Annotated in this window: 17 protein-coding genes; 9 read left to right on the top strand and 8 right to left on the bottom strand. The window is 61.5% G+C overall.

The window, feature by feature from the left end:
* Positions 1–24 precede the first annotated feature (24 nt).
* Together B071_RS0107750 and B071_RS0107745 are read right to left on the bottom strand one after the other, a co-directional pair.
* Complete coding sequence (locus tag B071_RS0107750; protein ID WP_438829643.1) at positions 25–789, bottom strand: phosphotransferase; 765 nt, start codon at positions 787–789, stop codon at positions 25–27.
* Between the two features lie 363 nt (positions 790–1,152).
* Complete coding sequence (locus B071_RS0107745) at positions 1,153–2,547, bottom strand: family 4 glycosyl hydrolase (protein ID WP_026245082.1); 1,395 nt, start codon at positions 2,545–2,547, stop codon at positions 1,153–1,155.
* Positions 2,548–2,692: 145 nt separating this feature from the next.
* On the opposite strand from B071_RS0107745, the gene B071_RS18410 reads away from it, so the two are divergent.
* The 9 genes from B071_RS18410 (at position 2,693) to B071_RS0107695 (ending at position 15,472) form a co-directional block, all read left to right on the top strand.
* Entirely contained in the window at positions 2,693–4,897 is a 2,205-nt protein-coding gene (locus B071_RS18410; protein ID WP_018526532.1) for a transporter substrate-binding domain-containing protein, read from the top strand.
* Between the two features lie 100 nt (positions 4,898–4,997).
* Positions 4,998–6,410, top strand: coding sequence for a sensor histidine kinase (locus B071_RS18405; protein ID WP_018526531.1), 1,413 nt, complete (start codon positions 4,998–5,000; stop codon positions 6,408–6,410).
* A 1,546-nt stretch (positions 6,411–7,956) separates the two neighbouring features.
* Positions 7,957–8,961, top strand: a complete 1,005-nt coding sequence (locus B071_RS0107725) for a transketolase (RefSeq protein WP_438829637.1) — start codon at positions 7,957–7,959, stop codon at positions 8,959–8,961.
* Positions 8,958–9,959 (top strand): transketolase family protein, encoded by a 1,002-nt coding sequence (locus B071_RS0107720; RefSeq protein WP_018526528.1) that lies wholly within the window; start codon positions 8,958–8,960, stop codon positions 9,957–9,959. The genes B071_RS0107725 and B071_RS0107720 overlap by 4 nt, the downstream gene beginning before the upstream one ends.
* A 2-nt stretch (positions 9,960–9,961) precedes the next feature.
* The gene (locus tag B071_RS0107715; protein WP_018526527.1) at positions 9,962–10,450 is read left to right on the top strand and encodes an RpiB/LacA/LacB family sugar-phosphate isomerase; all 489 of its coding nucleotides are present in this window, start codon (positions 9,962–9,964) and stop codon (positions 10,448–10,450) included.
* A complete protein-coding gene (locus tag B071_RS0107710; RefSeq protein WP_018526526.1) occupies positions 10,447–11,901 on the top strand; it encodes an aldehyde dehydrogenase family protein in 1,455 nt (484 codons plus the stop codon). Before B071_RS0107715 ends, B071_RS0107710 begins: the two co-directional genes overlap by 4 nt.
* A gap of 12 nt (positions 11,902–11,913) precedes the next feature.
* Positions 11,914–13,128: a succinate--CoA ligase subunit beta gene (locus tag B071_RS0107705; protein ID WP_018526525.1), complete on the top strand. Its 1,215-nt coding sequence runs from the start codon at positions 11,914–11,916 to the stop codon at positions 13,126–13,128.
* A complete protein-coding gene (locus tag B071_RS0107700; protein ID WP_018526524.1) occupies positions 13,125–14,015 on the top strand; it encodes a succinate--CoA ligase subunit alpha in 891 nt (296 codons plus the stop codon). The genes B071_RS0107705 and B071_RS0107700 overlap by 4 nt, the downstream gene beginning before the upstream one ends.
* Entirely contained in the window at positions 14,015–15,472 is a 1,458-nt protein-coding gene (locus B071_RS0107695) for an SLC13 family permease (protein WP_018526523.1), read from the top strand. Before B071_RS0107700 ends, B071_RS0107695 begins: the two co-directional genes overlap by 1 nt.
* Before the next feature lie 36 nt (positions 15,473–15,508).
* Here the strand turns inward: B071_RS0107695 and B071_RS0107690 are convergent, their stop codons facing one another.
* From B071_RS0107690 to B071_RS0107665, 6 genes are all read right to left on the bottom strand, one after another.
* Positions 15,509–18,079 (bottom strand): GH116 family glycosyl hydrolase, encoded by a 2,571-nt coding sequence (locus tag B071_RS0107690; RefSeq protein ID WP_018526522.1) that lies wholly within the window; start codon positions 18,077–18,079, stop codon positions 15,509–15,511.
* Positions 18,076–18,948 (bottom strand): carbohydrate ABC transporter permease, encoded by an 873-nt coding sequence (locus tag B071_RS0107685; protein ID WP_018526521.1) that lies wholly within the window; start codon positions 18,946–18,948, stop codon positions 18,076–18,078. The genes B071_RS0107690 and B071_RS0107685 overlap by 4 nt, the downstream gene beginning before the upstream one ends.
* An 11-nt stretch (positions 18,949–18,959) precedes the next feature.
* Positions 18,960–19,709 carry a carbohydrate ABC transporter permease gene (locus B071_RS0107680; RefSeq protein WP_438829642.1) on the bottom strand — a complete coding sequence of 250 codons (750 nt, stop codon included), beginning with the start codon at positions 19,707–19,709 and terminating at the stop codon, positions 18,960–18,962.
* 245 nt (positions 19,710–19,954) lie between these two features.
* Positions 19,955–21,070, bottom strand: a complete 1,116-nt coding sequence (locus B071_RS0107675) for an ABC transporter substrate-binding protein (RefSeq protein ID WP_438829641.1) — start codon at positions 21,068–21,070, stop codon at positions 19,955–19,957.
* A gap of 235 nt (positions 21,071–21,305) precedes the next feature.
* A complete protein-coding gene (locus B071_RS0107670) occupies positions 21,306–21,887 on the bottom strand; it encodes a hypothetical protein (protein ID WP_157703079.1) in 582 nt (193 codons plus the stop codon).
* A gap of 20 nt (positions 21,888–21,907) precedes the next feature.
* Positions 21,908–23,047, bottom strand: a complete 1,140-nt coding sequence (locus B071_RS0107665) for a MinD/ParA family ATP-binding protein (RefSeq protein ID WP_018526517.1) — start codon at positions 23,045–23,047, stop codon at positions 21,908–21,910.
* Positions 23,048–25,398: the final 2,351 nt, after the last annotated feature.

Raw genomic sequence — 25,398 nt, 5'->3', positions numbered from 1 at the left:
CCGGCCGGACTGCTCCGGCCGGTACTACCGAAGGCGCTCTGCCCCCCGACGAACCCGGTCTGCCCACCAGGACAGGTCTGCCCTCCAGTGCTCCCGGTCCCGGGAGCCCACGTGCCAGTGGGTTGCTTTCAGGACAATGGCCCACCCGTCCTGAACAAAGCCCCCCAGGAGGGCGAGGTCCTCCTGGGCCTCCCACCAGGATCTCCCGTGCCCAGACCGGTCCCGGCCTTTCAGCTCGGAAAAGAACCGTTCCCGGTAGTAGCTCAAAGCTGCATCCTTCGATTCCGGCAACAACGGTGAGTTTGCCCCAAGGTATCGTCCCAGCTCCACCGCCGGCGGTGCGTGGGCAGCGAGTTGCCAGTCCAGAAGGACTACCCCACGGGGAGTGTCAGGCCCGGGGGTGAGGGCGAAGTTGGAATGCCGGTAATCACCATGGATCAAGGTAAAGGGGAAGGCCTGCAGTGCCCGACAGAGCGGAGCGGGATCGCGCACAAGGGGTTCCACCACATCCATCACATCGGCGGGAAGATGGTCCCGGGCCATTTCCCACCCCTCGAGTATTCTGGCGGGAATCTCCCCGTCGTGGCCCCGGGCAATCTCCTCTCTGGCTGTAGCCGGAGAGAACATCCCGTAGACCTCTTTCAGGGAACACAGGCCCGGCTCGTTCCCCGCCAGCGAGGGATCATCCAGAAAACGGGCGTGCATCGCTGCCGCTGTATCCAGAAAGAGACGGTTTATCTCCTCCGTGAAGGGTCGGTTTGTCATAACCGCCCCGCTGAAATCTCTCATCAGGAGCGCCCGGCCCTCCCCGTCCCGGGAACAGGCCAGAACCGGGGGTTCGCACCACGGGGGAAGCTGATCAAAAAAACCCAGGCTCCAGAGAGAGACCGACCGGCACCGGGTATCTCCCGTAACGCGCATCAGCCAGTCCCACTCCCGGGAAACCCTCTTCAGGACCAGACGCGACCCGGNCACCCCGCCGGGCCCCCAACACTGGACGAACTCAAGCCCGCTTCCGGAATGGGCAAAGCCCGCCGAGAGGGGGTGCCGCTCCAGGGTTTCCACGGTCTCTCCCGTCACCNGCGAGAGCGTCGCCGNGGAGAGCAGGTCTTCCAGCTCCGGGTACAGGCTATGTTCCATGGCGCTCACCGGTCACCGTTCAAACTGGGGAAGAAACTCGGCGAACTCCCGCAAAAGATGGTCCAGGGTCAGACGGGCGCTCTCCACATCGTTCACCACGGGGTCGAGGAGCATCGCCTGCAGCGCCAGATCGCGGTCTCCTGCTACAGAGGCGTCTACCACGAGGGAACTATAGGCCAGTTCCCTTCGGCAGAGTTCGGCGATTGCCTCGGGNAGAGGGGGCATGGCCAGTCCCTGCACCCCCTGGCCGCAACTCACCCCCGGAACCTCCACGATCGCATCGTCCTGGAGGTTGGGGATCAACCCCTTGTTGGGCAGGTTGAGCTGATGGATGAAGGTATTCCGGTTGCAGTGTATCCCCTCGATCACCTCGGGAACCCCCTCGCTCCGCAGGTTCCGCAACTGCTCAACAGGCTCCTGGCCGGCAACAATCTTTCGGGCGAGTTCGCGCCGAACCTCGCGCCGGGCGTGATTCCCCGTCCAGCTTTGGGTATGGAGGCCGTAACGCTCCCAGGGNTTCTTNACAGGATCGTGAACGAAGGGCAAAAACTCGCAGAGATGGCTGTCGCTGGGCGTCGGCATCAATCCGAAGATCTGGTACATCTCCCGGGAGAGCGGTTCAAAATCTGCCCGCTCGGGCCGAAACCATCGTTCCCGCAGGGCGGGGTANAAATCCTCTCCCGTGGCNTTGTCCCGGATATCGTAGACCCAGGAAAAATGGTTGATTCCGGCGGCCTTGATGTCCAGGTGCTCAAGCCCCGCAGCCATAAGGGGCTCCCGAAAGTGACGCGTCTCGTGNTTGGTATCTATCTTCACATCCCGGGGCACATCGATGTCGTAGAGATCGGCCAGCAGCGCCATGGCCATGGCGTAGCCCCAGAGTAACTGGTGACACATCCCCACCACCTGTATCGAGGTATAGCGGGTCACGGCCAGGGTTAACCGGATCAGGGGATTCACGTAGTTCATCATCCAGGCCNGGGGGCAGAGCTCTTCCATATCCCTGGCAATGGCCAGAATAAGAGGCAGATTTCTGGCGGTGTGGATCAGACCCCCGGGGCCGCTATTCTCGGCGTAGGGTTGATAGATTCCGTAATCCCGGGGAATGCGCCAGTCCTTCTCCCAGACCTCTTCCCGGGGGCCCACCTGCACCGAGAGAATCACAAAATCCGCACCCGGCAGGGCCTGGCGGCGATCGGTGTGCGCGCTGAGAGAGGCCCTTGATCCCCACTGGCGGTTCATCACCTGGGCGAGGTTGTACATAAGCTCCAGCGCCGACTCGTCGGTATCGACAAGGCGAAGATCGGTGCCCTTGAGGTGCTCTGAACGTAATATGGCCGAGATAGCCCGTTGGCCGAAGACGGCGCTTCCCGCTCCAATGATGACAATGACCGGTGCTTTCTGCATCAGGATCCCCCTGGTTATGAATTTCATTTCTTCCTGTCTGTAAGAAACTATACTACCCCTACAGGGAAGGTCCGGTCAAGGAAGACTTTCCGGAGAAACGATCCCTGCCCTACCCANTTGCCNCGACCTGTCTCATACTAGGGGTATGGGATGTTCCGATACTACCCGAAGATCTCACCTCCTGCGTATTATCCTGGCCCTGCTGGCTCTTCTGGGGCTCCTGACTACCCTGGCGGGAACGCTCATGACCTGCACGGCCAGAGATACAGAAGCCCCCCTCTTCGAACACGGCTCGCGGCCCGACTACCGCCCCTCGCTGACGACAAAACGAACCATCGCTGCGGGGGGGGACTGGGACTACCCCCCCTTCGAGTTCATCAACGACCGGGGCGAACCCGACGGCTTTAATATCGTGATTCTCCAACATATCGCCCGCATCATGGGGCTGGAGATCACCGTGGAACTCACTCCCTGGGCCGAGGCCCGCCGGAGGATCGAGGCAGGCGAGATCGATATGCTGGCCGGCATGTACCGCAGTCCCGAGCGCGAAGACCTTCACCAGTTCGCCGTGCCCCACCTGATCGCCTCCTACGGCATTTTTGTCCGCCGCGACTCCCCCATAACGGGGCCGGATGATCTCGAGGAGGCGGTGATTCTTGTCCAGGAAGGAGATCTTGGCCACGATTACCTTCTGAGCCACGGACTGGGGCGCGAGATTATCACCGTCCGGGACTGGACCCAGGTTCTGAAGGCCCTCTCCGAGGGGATCGGTGACTGCGCGATCTTCGGCATGGGCCAGGGGATGCGGGAGATCCGGCAGAAAAACTATACAAACCTGCAGATGCTCCACCCGCCGCTCTTCCGCAGACCCTACGGAATGGCTGTTCGCAGGGGGGACACCGAGCTTCTGGCTATTTTGAATGAGGGNCTCTCGATTCTGAGTTCCACGGGGCTCCACGACGAGATCTATCAGGAATGGTTCGGCCTGCTGGAGGAACCATCCTTTTTGCACAGCAGGATGGCGGGTATTCTTCTCCTTGTTGTCGGTGGAGCTCTGGGGGCGGTCCTCTGGAGCGCGGGGTGGATCTTTTTGCTCCGACGCCAGGTAGCCAGAAAAACGGGGCAGCTTCGCGATGCCCTGGCCCAGGCAGAACAGGCGAACAGCGCCAAATCGCGGTTTCTGGCGAACGTGAGCCACGAACTGCGCACCCCCCTTCAGGGCATGATGGGGATGATCGATCTGCTGAACCAGCAAAACCTGGACGAGGAAGGACAGACCCAGGTTCAGATGCTTGGGGCAGCATCGGAACAGCTCCTGAGGGTCCTCTCGGACCTTCTGGACGTTTCCCGCATCTCTGCGGGAACCCTCTCGGTCACAGCAGANCCCTTCGAGCTGCCCCCCCTTCTGCAGTGGCTCGATCACACGCTCCACCAGGCGGCCCGACAGAAGGGGGTTCGCTTTTCTCTCTCCTGCCAGGGTATTCCCCGATCCGTCACGGGGGACCGGGACCGGATTGCCCAGATCGTGATAAACCTGGCGAGTAATGCGATCAAGTTTACCCCCCNGGGGGAGGTAGCNGTCTCTTTCTCCTACACCGCTGGAGAGCTCTTTCTGACGGTTCAGGACACGGGGCCGGGGCTGACCCCCGAAGAACTCTCCCGCATTTTTGATCCCTTCGTCCAGCTGGACCGGAACGAACCGGTAAAAGCGGCTGGTCTCGGGCTCGGCCTTTCCATAGTCCGGTCCCTGGTGGAACTCCTGAGGGGAGAGATGGCGGTGGACAGCACGCCCGGCGAGGGAACCATCTTCCGTCTGAAGCTCCCCTTGCCTCCGGCCCCCATCCCTGCCCCCGTGGCCGAGTCTGTGGCCGGGAACGACGCAGATGCACGAGGCCTGCAGGAAACAGCCAGCGGAGAAGACCCCACCACCCGGGCCGGGACCGGCACCCTGGAAGGGCTCCGGATTCTGGTTGCCGAGGACGAGGCGATTAACCGATTGTACCTGATACGCCTTCTGGAGCAGCAGGGGTGCCTGGTGACAGCCGCAGACAATGGCCAGGAGGCGTTCCACCAGGTCAGGGACCANTCCTTCGATCTGATCCTCATGGATGTATCCATGCCGGAGATGGACGGGATCGAGGCAACCCGGGCCATACGGCGGTGGGAGGAGGAACAAAACCGGAAGAACCAGCCCATCATCGCCCTGACGGCCCACGCCTTTGCCGACGATATTGCCCATTTTCTTGAAGCGGGCATGAACGGCTACGTTCCGAAACCCTACAAGGCAGGAACCCTTCTGGAGGGGATTGCCAAAACTCTTTGGGCAGGAGGAGAAAAATCACCGGAGTAAAACCCTCGGGATCTCCCGATTACGGCAGGTCTCTTCTGGAGCGGGTAATGGTGGAAGCGTGCAGGGCCCTCCGGCCCGCAGCGGAGAAAGGAAGAAGATTATGAGAACGGACAATCACCCTCTTCTCCTGATTCTGTGCGCCCGGGAAGAACAGGCCGGGCACCTGCAAACGCTCCTTGACTCTCTGGGCTACCTGGTGATGGTGGATCCCCGAGGCGAGGAAACCCTCGCGGCCGGGAGGCCCCTCTGTGGCGAGGGAAGGGCGGCTGACCTGGTGCTGCTCGATGTCCGGGGAGCCCGGGATCTGGGCGGGCCGGATCTGCTAAAGGGGCTTCTCCAGGCGTGCCAGGGCCATCCCCTGATCCGGCTGGTCTCAGGCGACGAGGATCCCCGGGACCTTCCCGACGAGGCGCTCTTCCAGGGGTGCCTGGAGTTCACCGCCGGACCGGCCGTAGCGCACCACACCCTGAACCTTACCCGGGAACTGTTCCGGGATCAGCAGCGTGCCCTGGCCCTGGCCGAAGAAAAGGAGGCGATCCTCCGGGCCCTGCCCGATCCGGTCTTTGTGATCAACCGGGAAGGGAAATTTCTGGAGGTCTTCGCGGCACGGCCGGAGATTCTTGCCGTGCCTCCCGAGGCGCTCCAGGGAATCACCCTGGCTGACCTCTTCGATGCCGGGGAAGAAGAACGGATCCTGGATATCATTGCCCTGGCCCTGGCGTCGGGGGAGACCCAGATTTTTGAGTACGAGATCGGGATTGCAGGAGCGCTGCGATGCTTCGAGGCCCAGATAACACGCTGCGATGCCGCTGCAGAAACGGTCCTGGCCGTTGCCCACGATATAACGGAGCGAAGAGAGGACGACCAGACGATCAAGGCGCTCCTGGAGGAGAAGGAACTCCTCCTGCGCGAGGTGCATCACCGCATAAAAAACAATATGGCCATCATGACCGGTATCCTGGGTCTCCAGGAGGGAGCCACGGAAAACCCCGAGGCGGCACGGATTCTCTCCGATGCCCGGGGACGCCTTCAGAGCATGGCCGTTCTCTACGAACAGCTCTACGGAAGCCCCGACTTCCGCCGCGTATCGGCGCGGGGCTATCTGGAATCGCTGGTTGAATCGATCGGCGAGGCGCTCCCGGTTCCCCCGGGAATCGAGTTGACCATTACCGCTGACGATACCGTGGTGGAGAGCAGGACCCTCGCGGTGGCGGGAATCATCGCAAACGAGCTGGTCACGAACGCCCTGAAGCACGCCTTTCCCCGGAAGGAGTCGGGCAGGATCAGCCTTCGCTTTATGGCGCCCCCCGACGGGGACTCCATCACGCTTCAGGTGGAAGATGACGGGGTCGGCCTCCCGCCGGAACTGGACCCGGAGGAATCCTCGGGGTTCGGATTTTCCCTGGTTCGACTCCTTGCAGACCAGGAAAAGGCCTCCCTCGAGATTACCCGCACCGGGGGAACGTGCCTGACCGTAACGTTTCCGCAACGGACCACGCCGGGCCATCCCTGAAAACTCCCGAGGGAAGAAGACCTTTACGGAACGGGGGACCTGCGGTATTATTACTTAGTTTCTGAAAATAACATCTGTTTGTGCAAGGAGAATCCTATGAACCACCACCAGGAGCTTTCTGCGGCTCCCCCGTCGATCGGCTTGCTGATTATGGGCCGGAAGCGACCGGGGTTTGACCCGGAGTGGGGAGCAGCGGTTACGGGCCGTATCCGGGCCTTCCTCGAGGAACTTCCCTGGGACGTGCACATCCCCTCGGATAACATCGCCGACGAAGCCGAGCTCGGAAGGGGTGTTGACTCCTGCCGGGAGCGGGGCGTCACCGTTCTGGTTGTGGTCCAACCCACCATCTCTGATGGCCGCCTGGCCCCCCTGCTTTCGCGGATATGGGAAAAGCCGATCCTGCTCTGGGCCACCACGGAAAAACCGACGGGTTCCATGATAAGCGCCAACTCTCTGGTGGGAACCCACGCCATGGCTGCCACACTTCGCCACCTGGGCCACGACATTTCCTTTGCCTACGGCCACCCCGATGACCCGGAAACGCAGGGTGAGCTCCGCCGGGAAATTCTCACCGTTCACGCAGCGCAGAGCACCCGGGGGAAAATTTTCGGCCTCATCGGATACCACGCTCCGGGGTTTATCGATTTTCATGCCGATCCGGTTTTTCTGGCCGAAACCCTTGGATCTCACCTCTACCACGTGAGCACCACCGAACTGCTCTCCCGCGTTGAGGGCTACAGCAGCGACGAGATCGCCCGGGATCTTCAGGCCCTGGGTGATCTCGGAATTCCTCCGGGAGAGGGGTTCAGCCCGGGAGCATCGGAGGAACTGGCGATGCAGGCCCGCTACTACCGGGCCTTCAGGGATATCTACCAGGAATCAGGGCTCGNCGCTCTTGCCTTCCGGTGCTGGCCCGACCTCCCCTCCCGGACCGGTCACTGGCCCTACCTTGCCCTGGCACAGCTGGTCTCGCAGGGCCTGCCTATCGCCATGGAGGGAGATCTTGACGGAGCTATCTGTTCACTCATCGCAGGAAGCCTGGGAATCGGTCCCGTCTACCTGACGGACTGGCTGGAACATACCAGGAAGACCGCCACGATCTGGCACACCGGGGCCGCACCCTTTCAGCTCTGCGAACCACCGGGGTCTCCGGGATCCCCCCGTCTGGGACTCCAGTTCAATAACCGCAGACCCACCGTAGTGGAGGCAACGATACGCGCCGGTATGGAGGTTACCCTTTTCCGGCTCTGGCGATTCCGTAACCGCTACCACATGACAGCCCTGGAAGGTCACACCCTGCGGCCCTCGCGGGATCTCATGGCAACCAACGGCCTCTTCGAAACGGATTCCCTTGATATCCGCCACTGGTTCGAGGAGATGGTCCAGACCGGCATGCCCCACCACCTCTGCGTCGTTCAGGGACGACAGCGCGATATCCTGCGAAGAACGGCCCGCCTCATGGGAGCCACCTTTTTCTAACGCCCCACCGGCGCTGCACGATTCTGCCCTCTGGAGTTCACTGGCCCGGGCCCGCACGGCCCGGGCCATGCCCGGTCAAGGCCTGCACGGTTCGTCCCACCCAGGGACGACAGAGGNGCAGCAGAAAGAGGCCTTGACATACTCCCGGACCTGCCACATAGTTACTTACAGAAAGAAAACAGATTTCAACCCGGCAGAAGGAGATGCTATGAATACGGAAGATCTGAGGATGCTCAAGGAGAAGGCTCTTGACATCAGACGCCTCACGGTGNAGGAGATAGCGCACCTCGGAATAGGCCACGTGGGTGGCTGCCTCTCGGTGATAGAGATACTGGTGCTGCTCTATTACCGCCACATGACCCACGACCCGGCAGACCCGTCCCGGGAGGATCGGGACAAGTTTGTCCTCTCCAAGGGTCACGCAGGACCGGCGCTGTACGCAGTTCTTGCTGATCGGGGGTTCTTTCCCAAGGACCTGCTCTACACCCTGAACCAGGGAGGCACAAACCTGCCCAGCCACTGCGACATGAACAAAACCCCGGGGATCGATATGACCACGGGGTCCCTGGGCCAGGGGCTCTCGGCTGCTGTGGGGATGGCCCTGGGGCACCGGCTCAAGAACCTCTCCGGACGGGTCTTTGCCCTTATCGGGGACGGCGACACCAACGAGGGCCAGACCTGGGAGGCCGCCATGTCGGCCAGCATGTACGGCCTGAGCAACCTGATCGCCTTCACGGATTACAACAAGATGCAGATCGACGGTCCCAGCGAGAAGATCATGAGACTGGACCTCCTGCAGGAACGGTGGGAGAGCTTCGGCTGGTTCACGCAGCGCGTTGACGGCCACGACCTGGACGCTCTGGACGGGGCCCTGGAACGGGCCTGCGCCGAAGCAAAACGCCCCTCCATGATCATCGCCGATACCGTCAAGGGCAAGGGAATCCCCCNCATCGAGAATGACTACACAAACCACAACATGCCCCTCACCCGGGAAGACGCAGAAAAGGTCTACGCCTGGCTGGACCGGTGTGAGAGCGAGCTGGAAGAGACCAATCGGGAGGTACAGCCATGAACTACGTGATCGAACGGGCTGCGCAGGATGAGCAGCAGCCGGAAATGCGCGCCGTCTACGGGGAAGAGCTGGTCCGTCTGGCCGAGGAGGACGAACGAATAGTGGTCCTCGATGCCGATCTGATGCGTGCCAACGGGACGGTTTGTTTCAGGGACCGCTTCCCCGAACGAACCTTCGACATGGGGGTTGCCGAGGCCAATATGGTGGGAGTGGCGGCGGGACTCTCGGCGACGGGACTCATTCCCTTCCCGGCCAGTTTCAGCTGTTTTGCAGCCCGCCGTACTTTTGACCAGTTCTTCCTCTCGGCAAACTACGCCAGACAGAACGTCAAGCTCACCGGATCTGACCCCGGGGTGGCCGCCGCCTACAATGGGGGCACCCATATGTCCTTTGAGGACCTGGGACTGATGCGAACCATCCCGGGGATCGTCATTTGCGAACCCGCCGACCCCGTCAGCCTGCGGTCGCTCCTCCCGCAGATAGCCTTCCGCAGGGGATCGAGCTACCTCCGGCTCCACCGGAAGCCCGTAACACCGATCTACGCACCCTCGGAGACCTTTGAGCTCGGCAAGGGCAAGGTACTCTGCGAGGGCAGCGACCTCACAATCATCGCGGCGGGAGCGATCCTGGTGGCAGAAGCGATCGCGGCGGCAGAGCTCCTGGAAGAAAAGGGGGTATCGGCGACGGTGATCGACATGCATACGATAAAACCCCTGGACGAGGATCTTCTGGTCCGCTGGGCCCGCACCACCGGGGCGGTTCTGACCGCAGAGAATCACCAGGTCCAGGGAGGGCTGGGGAGCGCCGTCGCCGAAGTTCTGGGCGAGCACTGCCCGGTGCCGCACATACGGGTAGGTGTCCAGGATGAATTTGGCGAGGTAGGAACCCAGCAGTACCTGCAGGAACGGTTCGGCCTTACAGCCGAGAACATCACCAACCAGGCCCGGCGGCTGGTGGAGAAGAAAACCGGNACCCATCGCGAACGAAAAGGAGCATAACCATGAAGACCACAAAGATACGTCTGGCCGTAGCCAGCGACAGAGCGGGATACCCCCTGAAACAGGCACTTCTGGAANACCTGGCAACCCGGGAAGACCTGGAGGTGCTTGATCTTGGCCAGGACAGCCCCGACGAAGCACGCCCCTACGTCGAGCAGGCTCCCAAGGTCGCCCGGGCCCTTCAGGACGGGACAGCCGACCGGGGGGTTCTGGTCTGNGGAACGGGCCAGGGCATGGCTATCGTGGCCAACAAGTTCAGGGGGGTCTATGCCGTCGTGGCGGATACGGTCTTTGCGGGNGAGCGGGGCCGCATNATCAACAATTCCAACGTTATCACCCTGGGGGGCTGGATCACCGCTCCCTTCCTGGGAATCCGGATTGTGGAATCCTGGCTTGCCCTGGAGTTTACCCAGACCATGGAAGACCGGGCGGAGTGGCTTTCATCGGCCTTTTCCGGGGTTCAGCGGCTGGAGGAGGAGAATTTCACGTGAGCAAGAGCACTCTGAACCCGGGAGGAGCTGGACTGCTCCCTCCGGAAGATGACCGGACCCGCATCGCTACCCTTCTGGAACGGGCCCGGGCAGCGCAGGAAAAGATCGCTACCTGCACCCAGCGCGAGATCGACGATCTGTGCCTCTCCGTGGGCTGGGAGGTCTACACCGACGAAAACATCGCGAAGCTGGCGGAATGCGCTGTGCAGACCACGGGAATGGGCAACGTGCCGGACAAGATCACCAAGCACAAGGTCAAGGTTCTGGGAGTGCTGAAGGATCTCCGGAAGGCCCGCACGGTGGGGCTGATAGAGCGGGATGAGGCCCGGGGCCTGAGCAAGTACGCCAAACCCGTGGGCGTGGTGGGGGCGCTCCTGCCGGTGACCAACCCCACGGCAACCCCGGCGAGCAACGGCCTGAGTATTCTCAAGGGACGAAACGCCGTGATCTTTGCCCCTCACCCCCGGGGGGCCGCCGCGAGCGCTCTGGCGGTGGAGTTCATGCGCCGGGGGCTCCGCCGGGTCGGTGCCCCGGAGGACCTGATACAGATCGTGGAGGATCCATCGCTGGGGCAAACCGGCGAATTGATGAAACAGGTCGATCTGGTGGTCGCCACCGGCGGAGGCGCGATGGTGAAGGCGGCCTATTCCAGCGGAACCCCCGCCTACGGTGTGGGCCCGGGAAACTCCGTTCAGATCATTGCCGAAGACGCCGACCTGGCCGATGCAGCAGCAAAAATCGCCCTGAGCAAGGCCTTCGATCACGCCACGAGCTGCTCCAGCGAGAACAGCATCATTGTGGAAGACTCGGTCTACGAGGGAATGATCACCGAGCTGGTACAAAACCAGGGTTGCTACCTTACCACCCCCCGGGAGCGGTCACAGCTGGAAGCGTTGCTCTGGCGACCCGGCAAGACAGGCCAGCTGGCCCTGAACCCCGGGATCATCGCCCGAAGCGCCGCAACGATCGCCGCCGAGGCGGGAATCACCCTCCCCGAAGGAACCCGGGTTATTCTCGTGGAGGGACAGCACCCCCTGGAGCAGGACCCCTTCAGCCAGGAAAAGCTCTGCCCCGTCCTCACGGTGTACCGGTATACCCGCTGGGAAGAGGCGGTGGATCTGCTGGTGCGTCTCACCGACCAGGCCGGCACGGGCCATTCCTGCGGGATCCATACCTTCCGGGAAGACTACATCCGGCATCTGGGCGAGACCATGCGCACGAGCCGCATCATGGTTCGCCAGGCCCAGGCGCCAGCCAACGGAGGAAACTTCTTCAACGCCATGCCCAGCACGGTAACCCTGGGCTGCGGCACCTGGGGGGGGAACATCACAACCGAAAATATCCACTGGAAACACTTCATCAACGTCACCTGGGTGAGCGAACCGATCCCCCCGGACCGACCCGACGATGAAGAGATCTGGGGATCCTTCTGGTCGCGCTATGCAGAATAAGGCGGAGGAGCAGTGAAACTATTTGAATTTCAGGGCAAGGAACTCTTTTCCCGCGCGGGAATAGCGGTTCCCCGAAGCCGGCTGGCACGGATCACGAACCCCGACGGGGTCCCTCTGGCCGATGGAGAAGGAAGCCTTCAGGAACGACTGGAAGCGGCCGCACGGGAGCTGGCAGACCAGTCTTCCCTGGGGACCCCGCGCCTGGTGGTCAAGGCCCAACTCGATATGGGCGGACGAGGGAAGGCAGGGCTCATCACGATCGCCGGAGGAGACGGGAGCAGCCGGGACGATCTGGCCCGGGAGGTGAGCCAGGCGGCCCGGCAGATGGTCGCCGGAGACTACACCATCCCGGCGATCCTCCTGGAGGAGGCGGTCGCCTTCAACCAGGAACTCTACCTCTCTATCTCCGTGGATGCCCCCGGGGGTGGCTACGTACTCCTGGCATCTGCCGAGGGGGGCGTTGATATAGAGACCCTGGCAGCGGAGCGTCCCGAGGCGATACAGCGNATCTACATCGACCCTCTGCGGGGTCTTCTTCCCTACCAGACCCGGGGCCTGGCCTACGACCTGGGACTCCAGGGAGAATTGGTCAGGGCCTTCGGCGATCTGGCAGCCCGGCTGTACTCGCTCTTTCTGGAGAACGACGCCGAGCTGGCGGAGATCAATCCCCTCTTCGTGAGAAGCGACGGAGGGGGACTCGTTGCCGGCGATGCCAAGGTTATCATCGACGATAACAGTCTGCACCGGCACCCCGAATTTCCGCTTCTGCGCGAGCAGTACGATTCTGACGCGGCCTTCGAGGCGGCCCGGGAGGGAATCCCCTATCTCCAGTTCGACGGAGCGATCTCCCTGATGTGCGCCGGCGCGGGGCTGGCTACCACGGTTTTTGATCTGGTGAACTACGAGGGGGGCACCGTGGCGAACTACCTGGAGTTCGGCGGACCCAACTACAACAAGGCCCAGCGCGCCATGGAGCTCTGCCTCCAGAACGACAGCAGGGTGATCCTGATTGTTACCTTCGGAACGATCGCCCGGGCCGACGTGATGGCCAAAGGGGTGGTGGAGGCGGTGAAAAACCTCAACCCCGACCGACCCATCGTAACCTGCCTGCGCGGCACCAACGAGGAAGAGGCCGACGCTACCCTCCGTGCGGCGGGGCTGGAGCCCCTCTACAACACCGAGGAGGCTGTGCGGAAAGCCGTAGCCCTGGCAGGAGGAAAGGCATGAGCATCTTTTTGGACGAAACAACACCGATCATAGTGCAGGGCATAACCGGAAAGGAGGGCGCCTTCTGGGCAGGTCACATGATCGACCTGGGTTCCCGGGTTGTTGCCGGAGTAACCCCGGGGAAGGAGGGTCAGGAGGTACGGGGAATCCCGGTATACCACAGCGTCGCCCGCGCCCAGGAGGCTGCCCGGGCCGAGGTGGCCATGCTCTTTGTCCCCCCCCGCTTTACCAAAGATGCCGTGTACGAGGCCCTGGACGGGGGAATCCGGAAGATCGTCACCATCGCCGACGGAATACCCCTGAGGGATCAGGTGGAGATTCGCGCCGCAGCCCGAGCCACAGGAGCCCTGGTAGTAGGCGGAAACACCTCGGGGGTGATCTCACCGGGGAGATCCATGGCAGGAACCTTCCCCTACTGGATCACACGGGTCTACAAACCGGGACGAATCGGCGTTATGACCCGGTCAGGGTCTCTCACCAACGAGGTGACCTCCATGATCGTGGAAGAGGGATTTGGTGTCTCCACCTTGATCGGTGTGGGAGGCGACCCCGTACCGGGAACCCGTTTTGCCGAATTTCTTGAGGCCTTCCAGAACGACCCCGGAACGGATGGTGTGGTGATCGTGGGTGAGCTGGGAGGAACAATGGAGGAAGAAGTGGCCCTCGCCATGGAGGACCAGCGCTTCACCAAACCGCTGGTCGCCTTTATCGGAGGACGCACCGCCCCCAAGGGAAAACGGATGGGCCACGCCGGAGCGATCGTCACGGGCAGCGCGGGAACGGTGGCTGCCAAGGACCAGGCCCTTACCCGGGCGGGGGCTCTCGTGGCGGACCGACCCAGCAAAGTAGGGACGATGCTGCGCTCCCTGCTTCCGGAGGCCCCGTGATGGCACGCCTCGAGACACACCCCCTCTCGCGGTGGCTCGTTCTGGCAACGGCTCTGGCCATCGCGATTCTGGGACGCCTCCTCCCGGTGCCGGAGGGCATTGCCCGGATCGGGGGGGCCACCCTCACCAGCGATGGCCTCACGGCCATGGGAGTCCTGCTCTTTACCCTTCTTCTGTGGCTTACCGAGGCGATCCCCTTCCATATTACGGGACTCCTGGGGCTCATTCTGCTGGCCCTCTTCGGTGTGGAGAGTTTCGCCGGTGTGGTGAGCATCGGCTTTGGGAACCACATCGTGACCTTCTTCATCGGGGTACTGATCCTCTCGAGTTTTATCACCTCCTCGGGGTTGGGAAACCGTATCTCGGTGTTCCTTCTCTCGCGCACGGGAAACCGTACCTCGGTGATACTTCTGGGATTCATGACCGTGGGAGCCCTGATCTCGGCCTGGATCACCGATACCGCCGTGGCTGCCATGCTCATGCCCCTGGGAGCTGCCATCCTGAAAGAAGAAGGGGTGGAACCGCTGAAGAGCAACTTCGGCAAAGCCCTGATGATCTCCTGCGCCTGGGGNCCCACCGTGGGNGGAATCATGACGCCCGCCGGTGCCGGACCGAACCCCATCGCCATCGGGTTTCTTCAGGAGATGGCGGGAGTGGAGCTCACGTTCCTGGGATGGATGGCCTTCGGCGTTCCGGCGGGGTTGCTGATCCTGCTTCCCACCTGGGGTGTNCTCATGCTGGTATTCAAGCCGGAGATGAAGCGCCTCAAGAAAACCCGCGCCGAGATGCAGGAGGAATACCGTCGCCTCCCCCCCATGGCACGGGAAGAGAAGACCACCCTCCTGATCTTCCTTCTCACGGTGACCCTCTGGATCACCACCCCGGTCTGGGAACATCTGCTGGGAATCGCGATTCCCATCTCCCTTCCGGTGTTGCTCACGGCGTCGATCTTCTTTTTTCCCGGTGTGGCAGAAACACCCTGGGCAAAAGTGGAAAAAGATATCAGCTGGAGCAGTATCGTGCTGATTCTGGCNGGAATATCCCTGGGCATGGTGCTCTACCGCACGGGCGCGGCGGAATGGCTGGCCCTGGCCACCCTGGGGGGAATCGGAACGCTCCACCCCTTCCTGCTGGTACTGCTGGTGGTCATCATCGTGAGTTTGATAAAGATCTTTCTCTCGAGCAATACCGTGACGGCCACTATCATGATTCCCATCATGATAACCCTGGCAGCTGCCGTGGGACTGGATGCNCTCACCATCACCATGCCGGCGGCCCTCACGGCGAGCATGGCCTTTATCATGGTAACCAGCACTCCNACGAACGTGATTCCCTATACGGCGGGGTATTTCAGCATTCGGGATTTTGCCCTGGGCGGGATCNTCGTTTCCCTGGTATCGGCCCCTCTTGTGGCGGCTGTGATCTACGGCATCGGCATGATGACGGGGCTGTATTAGAAGTGTCAGTCTGAATCTTCGGAAGCCACCCCGGGGTCAGTGATCCGGGGTGGCCCGGGCCTGAGAAACTGCATCAAGAAGCCAGATCGAGAGAGGGCGCATGTTCAGGGGAGCCCGAAACCGCAGGGAACCATCAATGGCAGCGGGAGTCCGGAACTGCAATCCCCGCCCGTGCTGGTTCGTCCCGTAGATACGCTCCACCAGTACCGAAGCAATTTCACGGGCTTCGTGGTCCAACCCGTAATATTCCATCATGGCGACAATGGACCAGGCCGACCCGAGAAGAACCTCGTTGACCTGCAGCTCATCACCGCCGTCGCCGGAAAAGCGGGTTCTCCCCGGGGCCGCCACCAGCAAGGGCCCTACCTTCCCCTGCTGGTACTGGAGAAAACAATAGCGATAGACCGATTTCAGGTGACTTTTCACCTGTTCCCGGGGAATCGCCCCACGGGACGGGTGCAGCCCCGCCAGGTCGGCCAGAAAGATTCCCAGCACTCCATCTCCCATGAGGCAGTCCCTATATCCGCCCTGATCGCACAGCCGGTAATATTCTCCATTCCAGAGGTGCGTTTCAAAGGCTTCTCCCGCACGTTTCAGCCGCTGCCGACACTGCCGGGCCAGTTCCCCGTCACCGAAATCCCCTGCCCAGACAACCAGCGCAGCCAGCGCTCCCAGGGTGAAGCCTGCGCTGTACGACACATACCCCTGGAGACCCAGATTGTCCCAGGTGCTATCACCAAAGGCACNATGCAGGGGCAGAGACGTCGATTCCTCAGCCTGGTCGAGCATAAAGAGCCCCGCCTCCCGGACGGCAGCCCATTCGGACAGGGAGAGCCGGTGCCCTGAAAACCGCCGTTCCAGGTAGAGGCTCAGCAAAAAGGCAGGATTATGATCCTTCCAGAGGTTGGAGTCATCGCGCATCTGATACCCGTTCAGACTGTGCCAGGGATCTTCCATGACCGCCCCGATATCGTGGGGAACTTTCCCGGCCACCATGAGCGGCTCCATGGTCTCGCTACGGTAGATCATCTGCTTCCGGGGAATTTTCAGGGGAACGCTTTTGAGAAGATCCGAAAATACGCTCCCGGCAAAACCGGGCCACCAGCGCCACAGCCCGTACCAGGCGTAGGGCCAAAGGTCGGAGGTATTGTAGTAATAATATCCCACATCGTAGCCCTCCAGGATTGCCCCGTGTTCTCCTGCGCCGAGAAGCGGCTCGGGAAGGTCGCTATCGAGATCTTCTGCCCAGCTTTCCGTCCAGACTGAGCCTCCTCCGTTGATAAAATAGAGCTCGTTCAGCATNGCTCCCGCCAGATCGGGCTCCTCGGCCCGGGTAGCGAGCACGCGCTGATGCCATTCATCGAGGTCCCTTCTCCAGGCGTCGATCGAGTCGGCGGCGATCCGGGCGATCTCCAGGGCACTGGTCCCCCGACGCCCGAAGGAAGCGGTATACTTCCGGTACCATCGGCGACCGTTCCCGAAACGGATGATGGGCATATCAAAGGCCAGAACAAAAGAAATCCGAAGGGACTCTCCAGGTCCGATTCTCCCTCCACGGCTCACTCCCGAACAGAGGGCCTCATCCCAGTGGGCGGTCCAGGTCAACCCCGACTCGGGAAACACTCCGTACCGGCGAAAATGATCCTCCATCCAGGCCAGGGTATGACCCTGATCATGGGGTGGCCGGTCAATCTTGTTTCCCCGGGCCTTGCAACAGGCCTCGACGGAAGCTCTGGAAGCCACCAGAGCCTGGTGGTCTTTTTGCGGAGCGGGAGAAAAGATCGCCACTTGCCCCATGAGTTCGTCCATCACGGGCCGCCCGGCGTGTCGTGTCTGAACTGCCGCAACCCCCTGGCCGTCACAACAGGCGAAGGCACTGTTTCCGGCGTGGGTCTGCCCCGGCCAGGATCGTTCGGGCTGATCCAGCGATGTTGCCTGCGGTGCCTTCCAGCCCAGCAGATTCGGCCACACGCAGGCAGCATCAACGGACAGGGGCGCGGCAGATCGGTTGCGCACGGTTACAGTCGAGATAAAGACAGGAAGAGCCGCAAGAGGAATCGGGGGACCTCCTGAGGAGGAGGATCCCCATGGCAGGAGATGATCTTCGGGCAGGAGCGGTGAGAAGAACTCGGCGATCACCACAAGGGGAAGCCCCTCGCCCTGGTACTGTTCCCGGGTAACCGGGAAAAGGCTCAAAACTTCCCGGCGATACTCCTGACCGGGGGAATCGGCCAGACGCAGGTATCCCCCACGGGAGCTATCCTCTGTCCCTTCTTCGGCCCAGCGCAGGGAAAAGAACGCCTCCTCCAGAACCTGTCTCAGGTGATATCCGTTCTGCATGTGCCAGCGGGCAAAGAGACCGTCGAGATCCCGGCTCATGACAGGAGTTCCGATTCCACCAAGAAAGAGCCCGCACCGGTCTCCATCGTCGTGGCTCCCTGCCTTGGCAGTCCAGGAGGAGCCCCCACTGCACGGCGTCGCCGCCGTGTCGGCGGCCGCGTCGACCGCAGCGGCCGCCGGAGAAGAATAGCGATGTCCCCGGGACAAGCGCTTCCGATACTCCTGGAGGTCGTTCCACCAGGATTCGCTTTCTACGGGATCATTCACCCCTTCACCGCTCCTGCGGTCAGCCCGGAAATGATCTTGTCGTGAAAGAAGATGTACACCGCAACGGTGGGAATCATGGTCAGCACAATGGCGGCGAACATTCCGGCGTAGTCTGTACGAAACTGGCTGGTAAAAAACCGGATCGCCAGCTGAACCGTCCGGGAACTGCGGGAGGAGGTCAGGAGCAGGGCGTAGATAAACTCGTTCCAGCAGTAAATAAAGCTGAAGGTTCCCGCCGTGACCAGGCCGGAACGGGAGAGGGGCATGATGATCTTCCAGTAGCGCTGCACAAAACTGCACCCGTCGATCTCGGCGGAATCTTCCAGCTCTCTGGGTATGGTGGTCATGAAACTACTGATGAGAAAGGTGGAGACGGGAATGTTGATGGCCGCGTAGGTGATGATCAGCGCCAGGAGCGTGTCGTAGAGCCCCAGGCGCATGATCAGGGTGTAGTAGGGCACCATAAACGAGACAATCGGCACCAGCACGCCCGCCGTTATGATGGTGAAGAGGGGCTTCCGCAGGGCGAACTTCTCCCGGGCGATAACGAAGGATCCCATGGAGGTGACCATCAGATTACACGCCGTAGCCAGCAGAGCCACCCCGATGGAGTTCAGAAAAAACCGGGGAAGCCCCGAGATGGAGACCGCGCTGACGAAGTTCCCGAACTGCCAGACCGCAGGCAGGGCAAAGGGAGACGTCTCGATCTCGAAATTGGTCTTGAAGGCCGAGATACCGAGCCACACCAGGGGAAAGAGCGCCACCACCAGATAGAAGAGCAACAGGGTCCACCGCAAGACAGCGAGCGTCACAATCACTGCGGCGGGGGTCTCATTCAGCGCTTCAGAGGGTTTCTTCCTGATTTTCATTCTTCTGCCCCTTATTGGTTGCTATCGGCGACGGCATCGGACTTTCCGAAGATCCGCTGCAGCCCGGCCAGCACGAAGACCCCCAGAAGAATCAGGAGAACCCCCGTGGCCGCGGCCCGGCCGTACTGAAGGCCTGCCATGCGGCGGTACATGAAGAGCCCCATCACGGGAGTCCTGTTGGCTGGCCCTCCGGCCGTCATAAGAAAGGTGGTCTCGAACTGCCGCAGGGCAAAGGCTACCGCCAGAGTGCCGGCGGTTACGATAATTCCGCGAATTGCCGGGAGCGTGATATAGATTTCCTGCTGCAGGAGGTTCGCTCCGTCCATGAGCGCTGCCTCGTAAAACTCCTGGGGAATCGAGAGCGTTCCAGCCAGGATAATAACCATGAAGTACCCCACGTAGATCTGGTACGAGAAGATCAGGGCCGGCAGGGCGGTATCGATCTCGCCGAGCCAGTTTCTGGCAAGATGCCCCGCGCCAAGCGCTTCCAGGGCATGGTTGATCAAACCAAACTCGGGGTTATACAGGGCCGACCACATCATGGCCAGCGCCACCAGAGAAATGACGTTCGGAAGAAAGTAGACGGTGCGAAAGAACCGCCACCCCCGGGGAGCCCGGGTAAGAATCAGGGCCAGCACGAGAGCCAGGGGAATCTGCAAAAAAGCCGCCGAGAGCGCCCAGACCAGATTATTCTGCACGGACGTGCGAAACACGGGATTGGAAAAGATCGCCCGNAAGTTGTCGAGTCCCACAAAGGACATGGGCTGAATCCCGTTCCATTCCATAAACCCAAGAAGAACCAAAAAAATAATCGGATACGCGAAGAACGCGATAATCATAAGACCTACGGGAAGCAGAAACACGGTGATCCATATTCTGTCCGATCTTCGCTTGAAGGATTGCCTGTTCATAAAGAGTTCTTTCCCGTCGCAGAGCGGCGCAGCAGGGAATCGCCCCTGGCCACGCCGCCCGCTCATTCTGTGTACGTAAAGGTAAACCGCTGATCCTACAGGGATGCCCGGAGCATTTCAACAAACTCCGCCGGAGAGAGATCCCGCAGGACCATNGCCCCCAGAGCCTGCCCGAACTCGTAGACCACGTCCACGGGCATGGAAGCTTCCAGGTGGTCTATCAGAAAGGCCGCCTCGTTCCCCGCCTCGATGAACATCCTCTGCAACGGATCCAGCTCCACATCGTCGGGGATATCGAACTCGATCGCCAGCAGGGAGCCCGAGGACAGGGAGACCCGCCGGGCATTCTCGGGGCTGGTCAGGTGTTGCAGNAAGGTGATGACCGCCTGGCGCCGTGCGGGATCGGTGGTNTTGGCCGCTGCCAGGTTCGTGTGGAGCCACCCGACCTGATGGCCGTGGTAATCTCCNGCCGCAGGGGCAGCCGCCAGACCTGTGGCCCGGTACACCTCGGGAGAGTTTTCCCGAATGTTCCCGATATACCAGGGNCCGTTAATGAACATCGCCGTTCTTCCTGCCTGGTAATGTCCGCCCGATACGCCCGCATCGGCCCCGATCGCGTCGCGGGTGGTGTTTCCGTCCTGGTAGAGGCGTTTCAGAATGGCGGCGGCCTTCTCGAAGGCAGGGTCATCGAGACCCCGTTCCCAGACACCGGGCCCNCCAAAACTGCCCACAAAATGCGTGTACCAGAGCATGGAGGTCCAGGCGTTGGTTCCCCCCGTCATCTGGCTGGTCGGGACGACACCGATAGCCTTCAGCTTCTCCGTGGCCCGCCAGAACTCATCCATCGTCTCGGGGAAGCTCTCGATCCCGGCCTTCCGGAAGAGATCCCGGTTATACCAGACAGGAGTAAAGCCGATCTCGTAGGGCAGGGATTTGGTTGCGCCCGCCACGGTGGAGGCCTGGAGGTTTCCCTGGTTGAAGGTATCACCCCATCCCCGGGAGAGCTCATTGGAGAAATCCATGAGAAGATCGCTGTCGTAGTAGACTGCCGTGGTGGGGCTCAGCTTGAAGGTAAAAATATCCGGCGCCTGACCAGCGGCAAGGCGGGTACGGATCGAATCCTCGTAGCCGTCGTAGTCGGGCTGCGGTTCAACCACGACGCGAATACTTCCCGCGTGCTTCTCGTTGAACTCCGCCACAATCTCTTCCATCGCGGCAGCTTTGGAGTCCTGCCCNACCCAGATACTGGGCCAGGTTAACACGATCTCGTCGCTTGCCTCTGCCCGCCCTCCGGCAAAGAGCGGAATCGAGGTAAACAGCAGCGCTCCCGCCATAGCAAGAGCGGCAAGGCCTTTTCGGTGCATACGAACCTCCTAATTTCTTTCTAAAAGTAAGTAGAACACGGTTTCCCGGGGCTGTCAACGAGTTAATGGGGACGGGCCGGGATTACTCCCCCTGATCCCGATTCTGTTCCCGGCTCTGTTCCCCCTCAAGGCGCCGCATTTCCCGGAGAACATCGAACATGTTTGGTACGTGGCCCCCGAAGGGTTCCGGCGACGGCGAGGGTTCCCGGGGCTTCCGAACCCGGCGTATTTCCATCTCCTGAGGTTCCTGAATACGGACCTCCCGGTACCGGCCCGAGGGTTCACAGCCTTCACCCTGCAGCTCATGGCGGAGCGAGAAAAGAACGGAGTAGACGTCGGTCAGGTCGGGGGCGTTCTCGCAGATGGTGTAGCGAAAATAGCAGTCGCCGCTGGCAAGGTACGACCGGATGTCCCGGTTGACCCGCTCCTCGGGGTCGGCCTCGAAGCGCAGGGCGTGACGGACCCCGCCGTGCCAGGCCCGTCCCATCTTGAGGAGTCGGGGTATCCGGGAATGCTCGAGCCAGTAGAGCTCCCAGATCCCCGGGAGGGAGGGGACTCCTCCGATAATACGGCTCCGCGAGGCCGTTTCAAGAACAGACCAGCCGATGGAGTAATAGGCGCACCCCCGGTGCACCTCTTTTGATATTTTCGGAGTCTGGTCCATAGTCTGTTCGTAGAGGCCCCTCACCCCTGACGCATGGTCAGCATGCGGATGGTCCCCTGGAGCTCCTGAATCTGCTTCTTCTGAGCCGTGAGCACNTCGATAAACTCGGCTGCGTCGTTTTCCGAGCGAAGAGCCTCCTCGTTCTGCTCCGATTGCAGGGTAGAGAGGTCGTTCTGCGCCTCGATCCTCAGGAGCTCGTAGGAGTCGGCGTAGAGAGATTTTTCCAGAGCCAGGGTGGGGAACTCCGGAGACTGGACTATTTTCTGGGCGATCCTGTCGATCTCGATCCCCACAAAACTGTCGGGGTTGGCTGCGACCACGGGCTTGTGCGCCCGATGGGCAGCGGCAAGGGACTCGTCGTGGACGATCATGCCCAGGGCATCGAAGGTGATGGAGAGGTTTTTGCTCACCAGATCACGCAGGCTTTCACCGATATTCAGGTCGTCGGTGCTTCGAACCATGTTCAGCACCAGCAGGGGCTGCAGCAGGTCGATGTAGCGTTTCGCCTTCAGGGCCTGGTCGGTATCGATCTGTGCCATGGCCTCCAGCACCGACGATACCTTGACGGGGTTCCCCGGGCGCCGCTCCTTGATCTGGTTGCGAAGAAACTTCTCGACCTCGCTCTCGCCNGAGAAGGCCCGGAAGAGAAAGCGGAAGACGGCGTTTTTCAGGAAACTGTAGGCGTTCACGATCGCCCCCACGTGGGGCGAGGTGACGATGAGGCCCGAATTGGCCACCAGAAAGAAATCCACCACATTATTTGAGGCGCCGGCGCCAAGATCGAGGAGGATGTAATCAGCGTCCATCTCCTCGAGGTTTCGCAGAATGCTCCGCTTCTGGGCGTAGGTGATATTTGGTGTGCCCGCTACCAGGACGTCACCGGGGATAAACTGGAGGTTCTGGTAGGGNGTGGGCGAGAGGAGCGCCTCGAAGGAGAGCGCCCGGTCCGAGAGAAAGTTTCCCAACCCGGGGTTCTTGTTCTTTACGCCCANGGCCGAGTGAAGGTTGGACCCTCCCAGATCGAGATCCACCACAATGGTGCGGTACCCCAGCTGCCCCAAACGCACCCCCAGGTTGGCGCAGAGCTCGGTTTTGCCGATACCGCCCTTGCCACCGGCGATGGGGATAATCTTTGTGTTTCGTCGTTGCGTTATTACCATGTGTTCCCTTCCACAGTATCACAGGAGGAAGAAAAAACAACTCTTCTTGCTCCCTGGTCCGGGTTTTCTCCCAGGGTGGACCCTGGCAGGTTCTGTCCCTGCAGGGGGACGCGCTCCCCTGTGTGCCCCTGGATACCCCGAAAAACCCTGCAACGGACCAGACCAGTATGACGGGAACGACGGGATATGTCTATTTTCTTCCTGCCGGTGTGCATCTTTTCGTGAAAGAAAGGAAATGACGTACTATACTTAAAGACCGTGTCAACCAGAAAAGATTCACCTGGAGAAGAACACCTGCAGATCGGGAATCGCCTCTTTCGTGTGGACCAGGAGTGCTATGTGGTATACATGGGCTCCCGGGACTACGGAGTACGGCCCTTCCTCCGGATCGGTACCAGCAGGTTTCTGCCCGAGCAGATCAAACGCCACATCGGCTCGGTGATCATCACGGACCATCTCACGGGTGATATCTTTCTGGAAGAATCCTGCCTGGATCAGCACGCCCCGGGGCGGACCCGGTACGTGGGGTCCCCCGGCCTGGTGGAGGCGGTAAAAACCTTCGTCCACAAGGAGCAGATCTCTTCCCAGCCCCTGGAGTCGGTCTCCCGGGAGGCTCCNTCCAGGGGCGGACAGGTTATCCTCTACGACGACAGCTCGCTGCGCCTCTTTCTCGACGGCCACCGTCTCTTTGACCTGAAGGAACAGGAACGCCTGGACCGTCACGCCCTGTACTGCCTGAATCGCCTGGACGAACTCATCACCTCATCCCGGGGCGCCTACCGGAAGGAAGACTTCCAGGGGACGGGTTTTATTGCAAGCCGGGAGCACTCGATCCTGGGGTTCTCCCGGGGAGAGCTCTATACCCTGCGCCAGCAGAGTTCCTCGATGCGGGAGTGGGCCCAGGCCATGGTACCCCTTTCGCTCGTCTCTATCCTCGCGGGGACGGGAGAGCGCGAGGCCTTTCTGGAATTCCTGAAGTGGCGCCTCTCTGCGGGAAAGAAGCTTTGTTTCGCCCTGGCCACAGCTGGTCCCGGGCCCGGTCTTGCGCCTGATACTGGCCAGGATGGATCGACGGGAAGCGGGGGGCAAACCCCCGAGGAGGACCTCTTTCGACTTCTCTCGGAGGCGGGGTTCCCGGTAGCACGGGATTTTCCGCAGGGCCTTCCGGCAGAGGTTCCGGCGCCTGACCTGCCGGCAACAGAGCTGGTCTTTTCCCGAAGGCCCCCCCCGGCGTCGGGGTCCCCACCGGGGTTCACCGGGGATCAGACCTGGGTGGCCCGGGTCACTCCCCCGATCCTGCCCTGTGTTCCCTACCGCTACGTACCGGAAGGCGTACCGGAAGGAGAAGGCCTGCCGTCCCGGGATGATCCCGAGGCCTTCAGAAGACTCCTGCGGAGCGATATCAGGCAGGAACTGGAGAGCGCTCCCTTCCTGGAAGAGGGGCTCCGGACCATTATGTCCAGAACAGACCTGCCCCTTCTGGACCGGGTCTGCGGAGCGCTCTGGCTATGGAACACCGTGACCGNTGGTGCCAGCAGCCTTCCCGATAACGATCTCCAGGAGATGGCCCGGCACTCCCGGGAGACGGCAGAAGCGCTCTTCCTGACCGGCCACGTTCCGGTGACGGCGGACATCCGGGAGGGTTCCCGGGGGTGGCGGGTCCTCTTTCTTCCCCGGGAGGGGCTCACCAGAGGCGCCGTTGACGAGAATGAGCGGGTTCGGGAACGAATGAAACCCTTCCTGGAGCAATCCGGCCCCAGGTCCTTCTTTGAGGAAGAACGGGCTCGTCTCAAGGCGCTTCTAGAAGCGCTTCTGGCTGCCAACAGGGTGAGCGCACCCCCGGCATCAGCCCGGAAGGAACGGGACGATAGCCCTGCCGGGGCATCGCCGGCCACGCAGCGTGGGGAGAGGCCTTCATCTTCATCCCCGGCATCTTCACAGACGCCCCCGCCAGTGGCTTCGTCGTCGGCATCACCGGCGCCAACATTACCGACGAGGACTCAGGCGCACGCTCAGGCAAAGGCACAATCGTCGCCATCGTCGTCGGCGCAGGCACCGAGCCCCTCAAAAAGATGGAAGCGCTTTCTGGGAGGTTCCGTCGCTGCCTGCCTGATGATCCTGGCTCTTTTGCTTTTTTTCCTTCCCTCTGCGGNGCCTCCCCGGATCGGTCCCTGGAGAACACCCTCTCGCGAAGGGGAGCACCTTGTCGCAGTGGACCAGAGCACCAGGGAAGATACTCNCCCGGCGGGAGATTCGGAGCCGACAACAGCGGGAGACGGGGCGGAGCGCCCGGTTGTAACGGAAGAAGAACCGGCCGAGGTCATCATCCCGGCTCAGGAAGATCAGCCGGA

This window comes from Alkalispirochaeta alkalica DSM 8900 (assembly GCF_000373545.1).
GTDB lineage: Bacteria > Spirochaetota > Spirochaetia > DSM-27196 > Alkalispirochaetaceae > Alkalispirochaeta > Alkalispirochaeta alkalica.
Note: the sequence above shows the minus strand (reverse complement) of the source record. Positions and strands in the feature narration are given on the sequence as shown.

Bases quoted from the DNA above. Each gene is read 5' to 3' on its own strand.
- B071_RS0107685 (WP_018526521.1), bottom strand. From the start codon at position 18,948: ATGAAAATCAGGAAGAAACCCTCTGAAGCGCTGAATGAGACCCCCGCC.
- B071_RS0107750 (WP_438829643.1), bottom strand. From the start codon at position 789: ATGAGAGATTTCAGCGGGGCGGTTATGACAAACCGACCCTTCACGGAG.
- B071_RS0107700 (WP_018526524.1), top strand. From the start codon at position 13,125: ATGAGCATCTTTTTGGACGAAACAACACCGATCATAGTGCAGGGCATA.
- B071_RS0107670 (WP_157703079.1), bottom strand. From the start codon at position 21,887: ATGGACCAGACTCCGAAAATATCAAAAGAGGTGCACCGGGGGTGCGCC.
- B071_RS18405 (WP_018526531.1), top strand. From the start codon at position 4,998: ATGAGAACGGACAATCACCCTCTTCTCCTGATTCTGTGCGCCCGGGAA.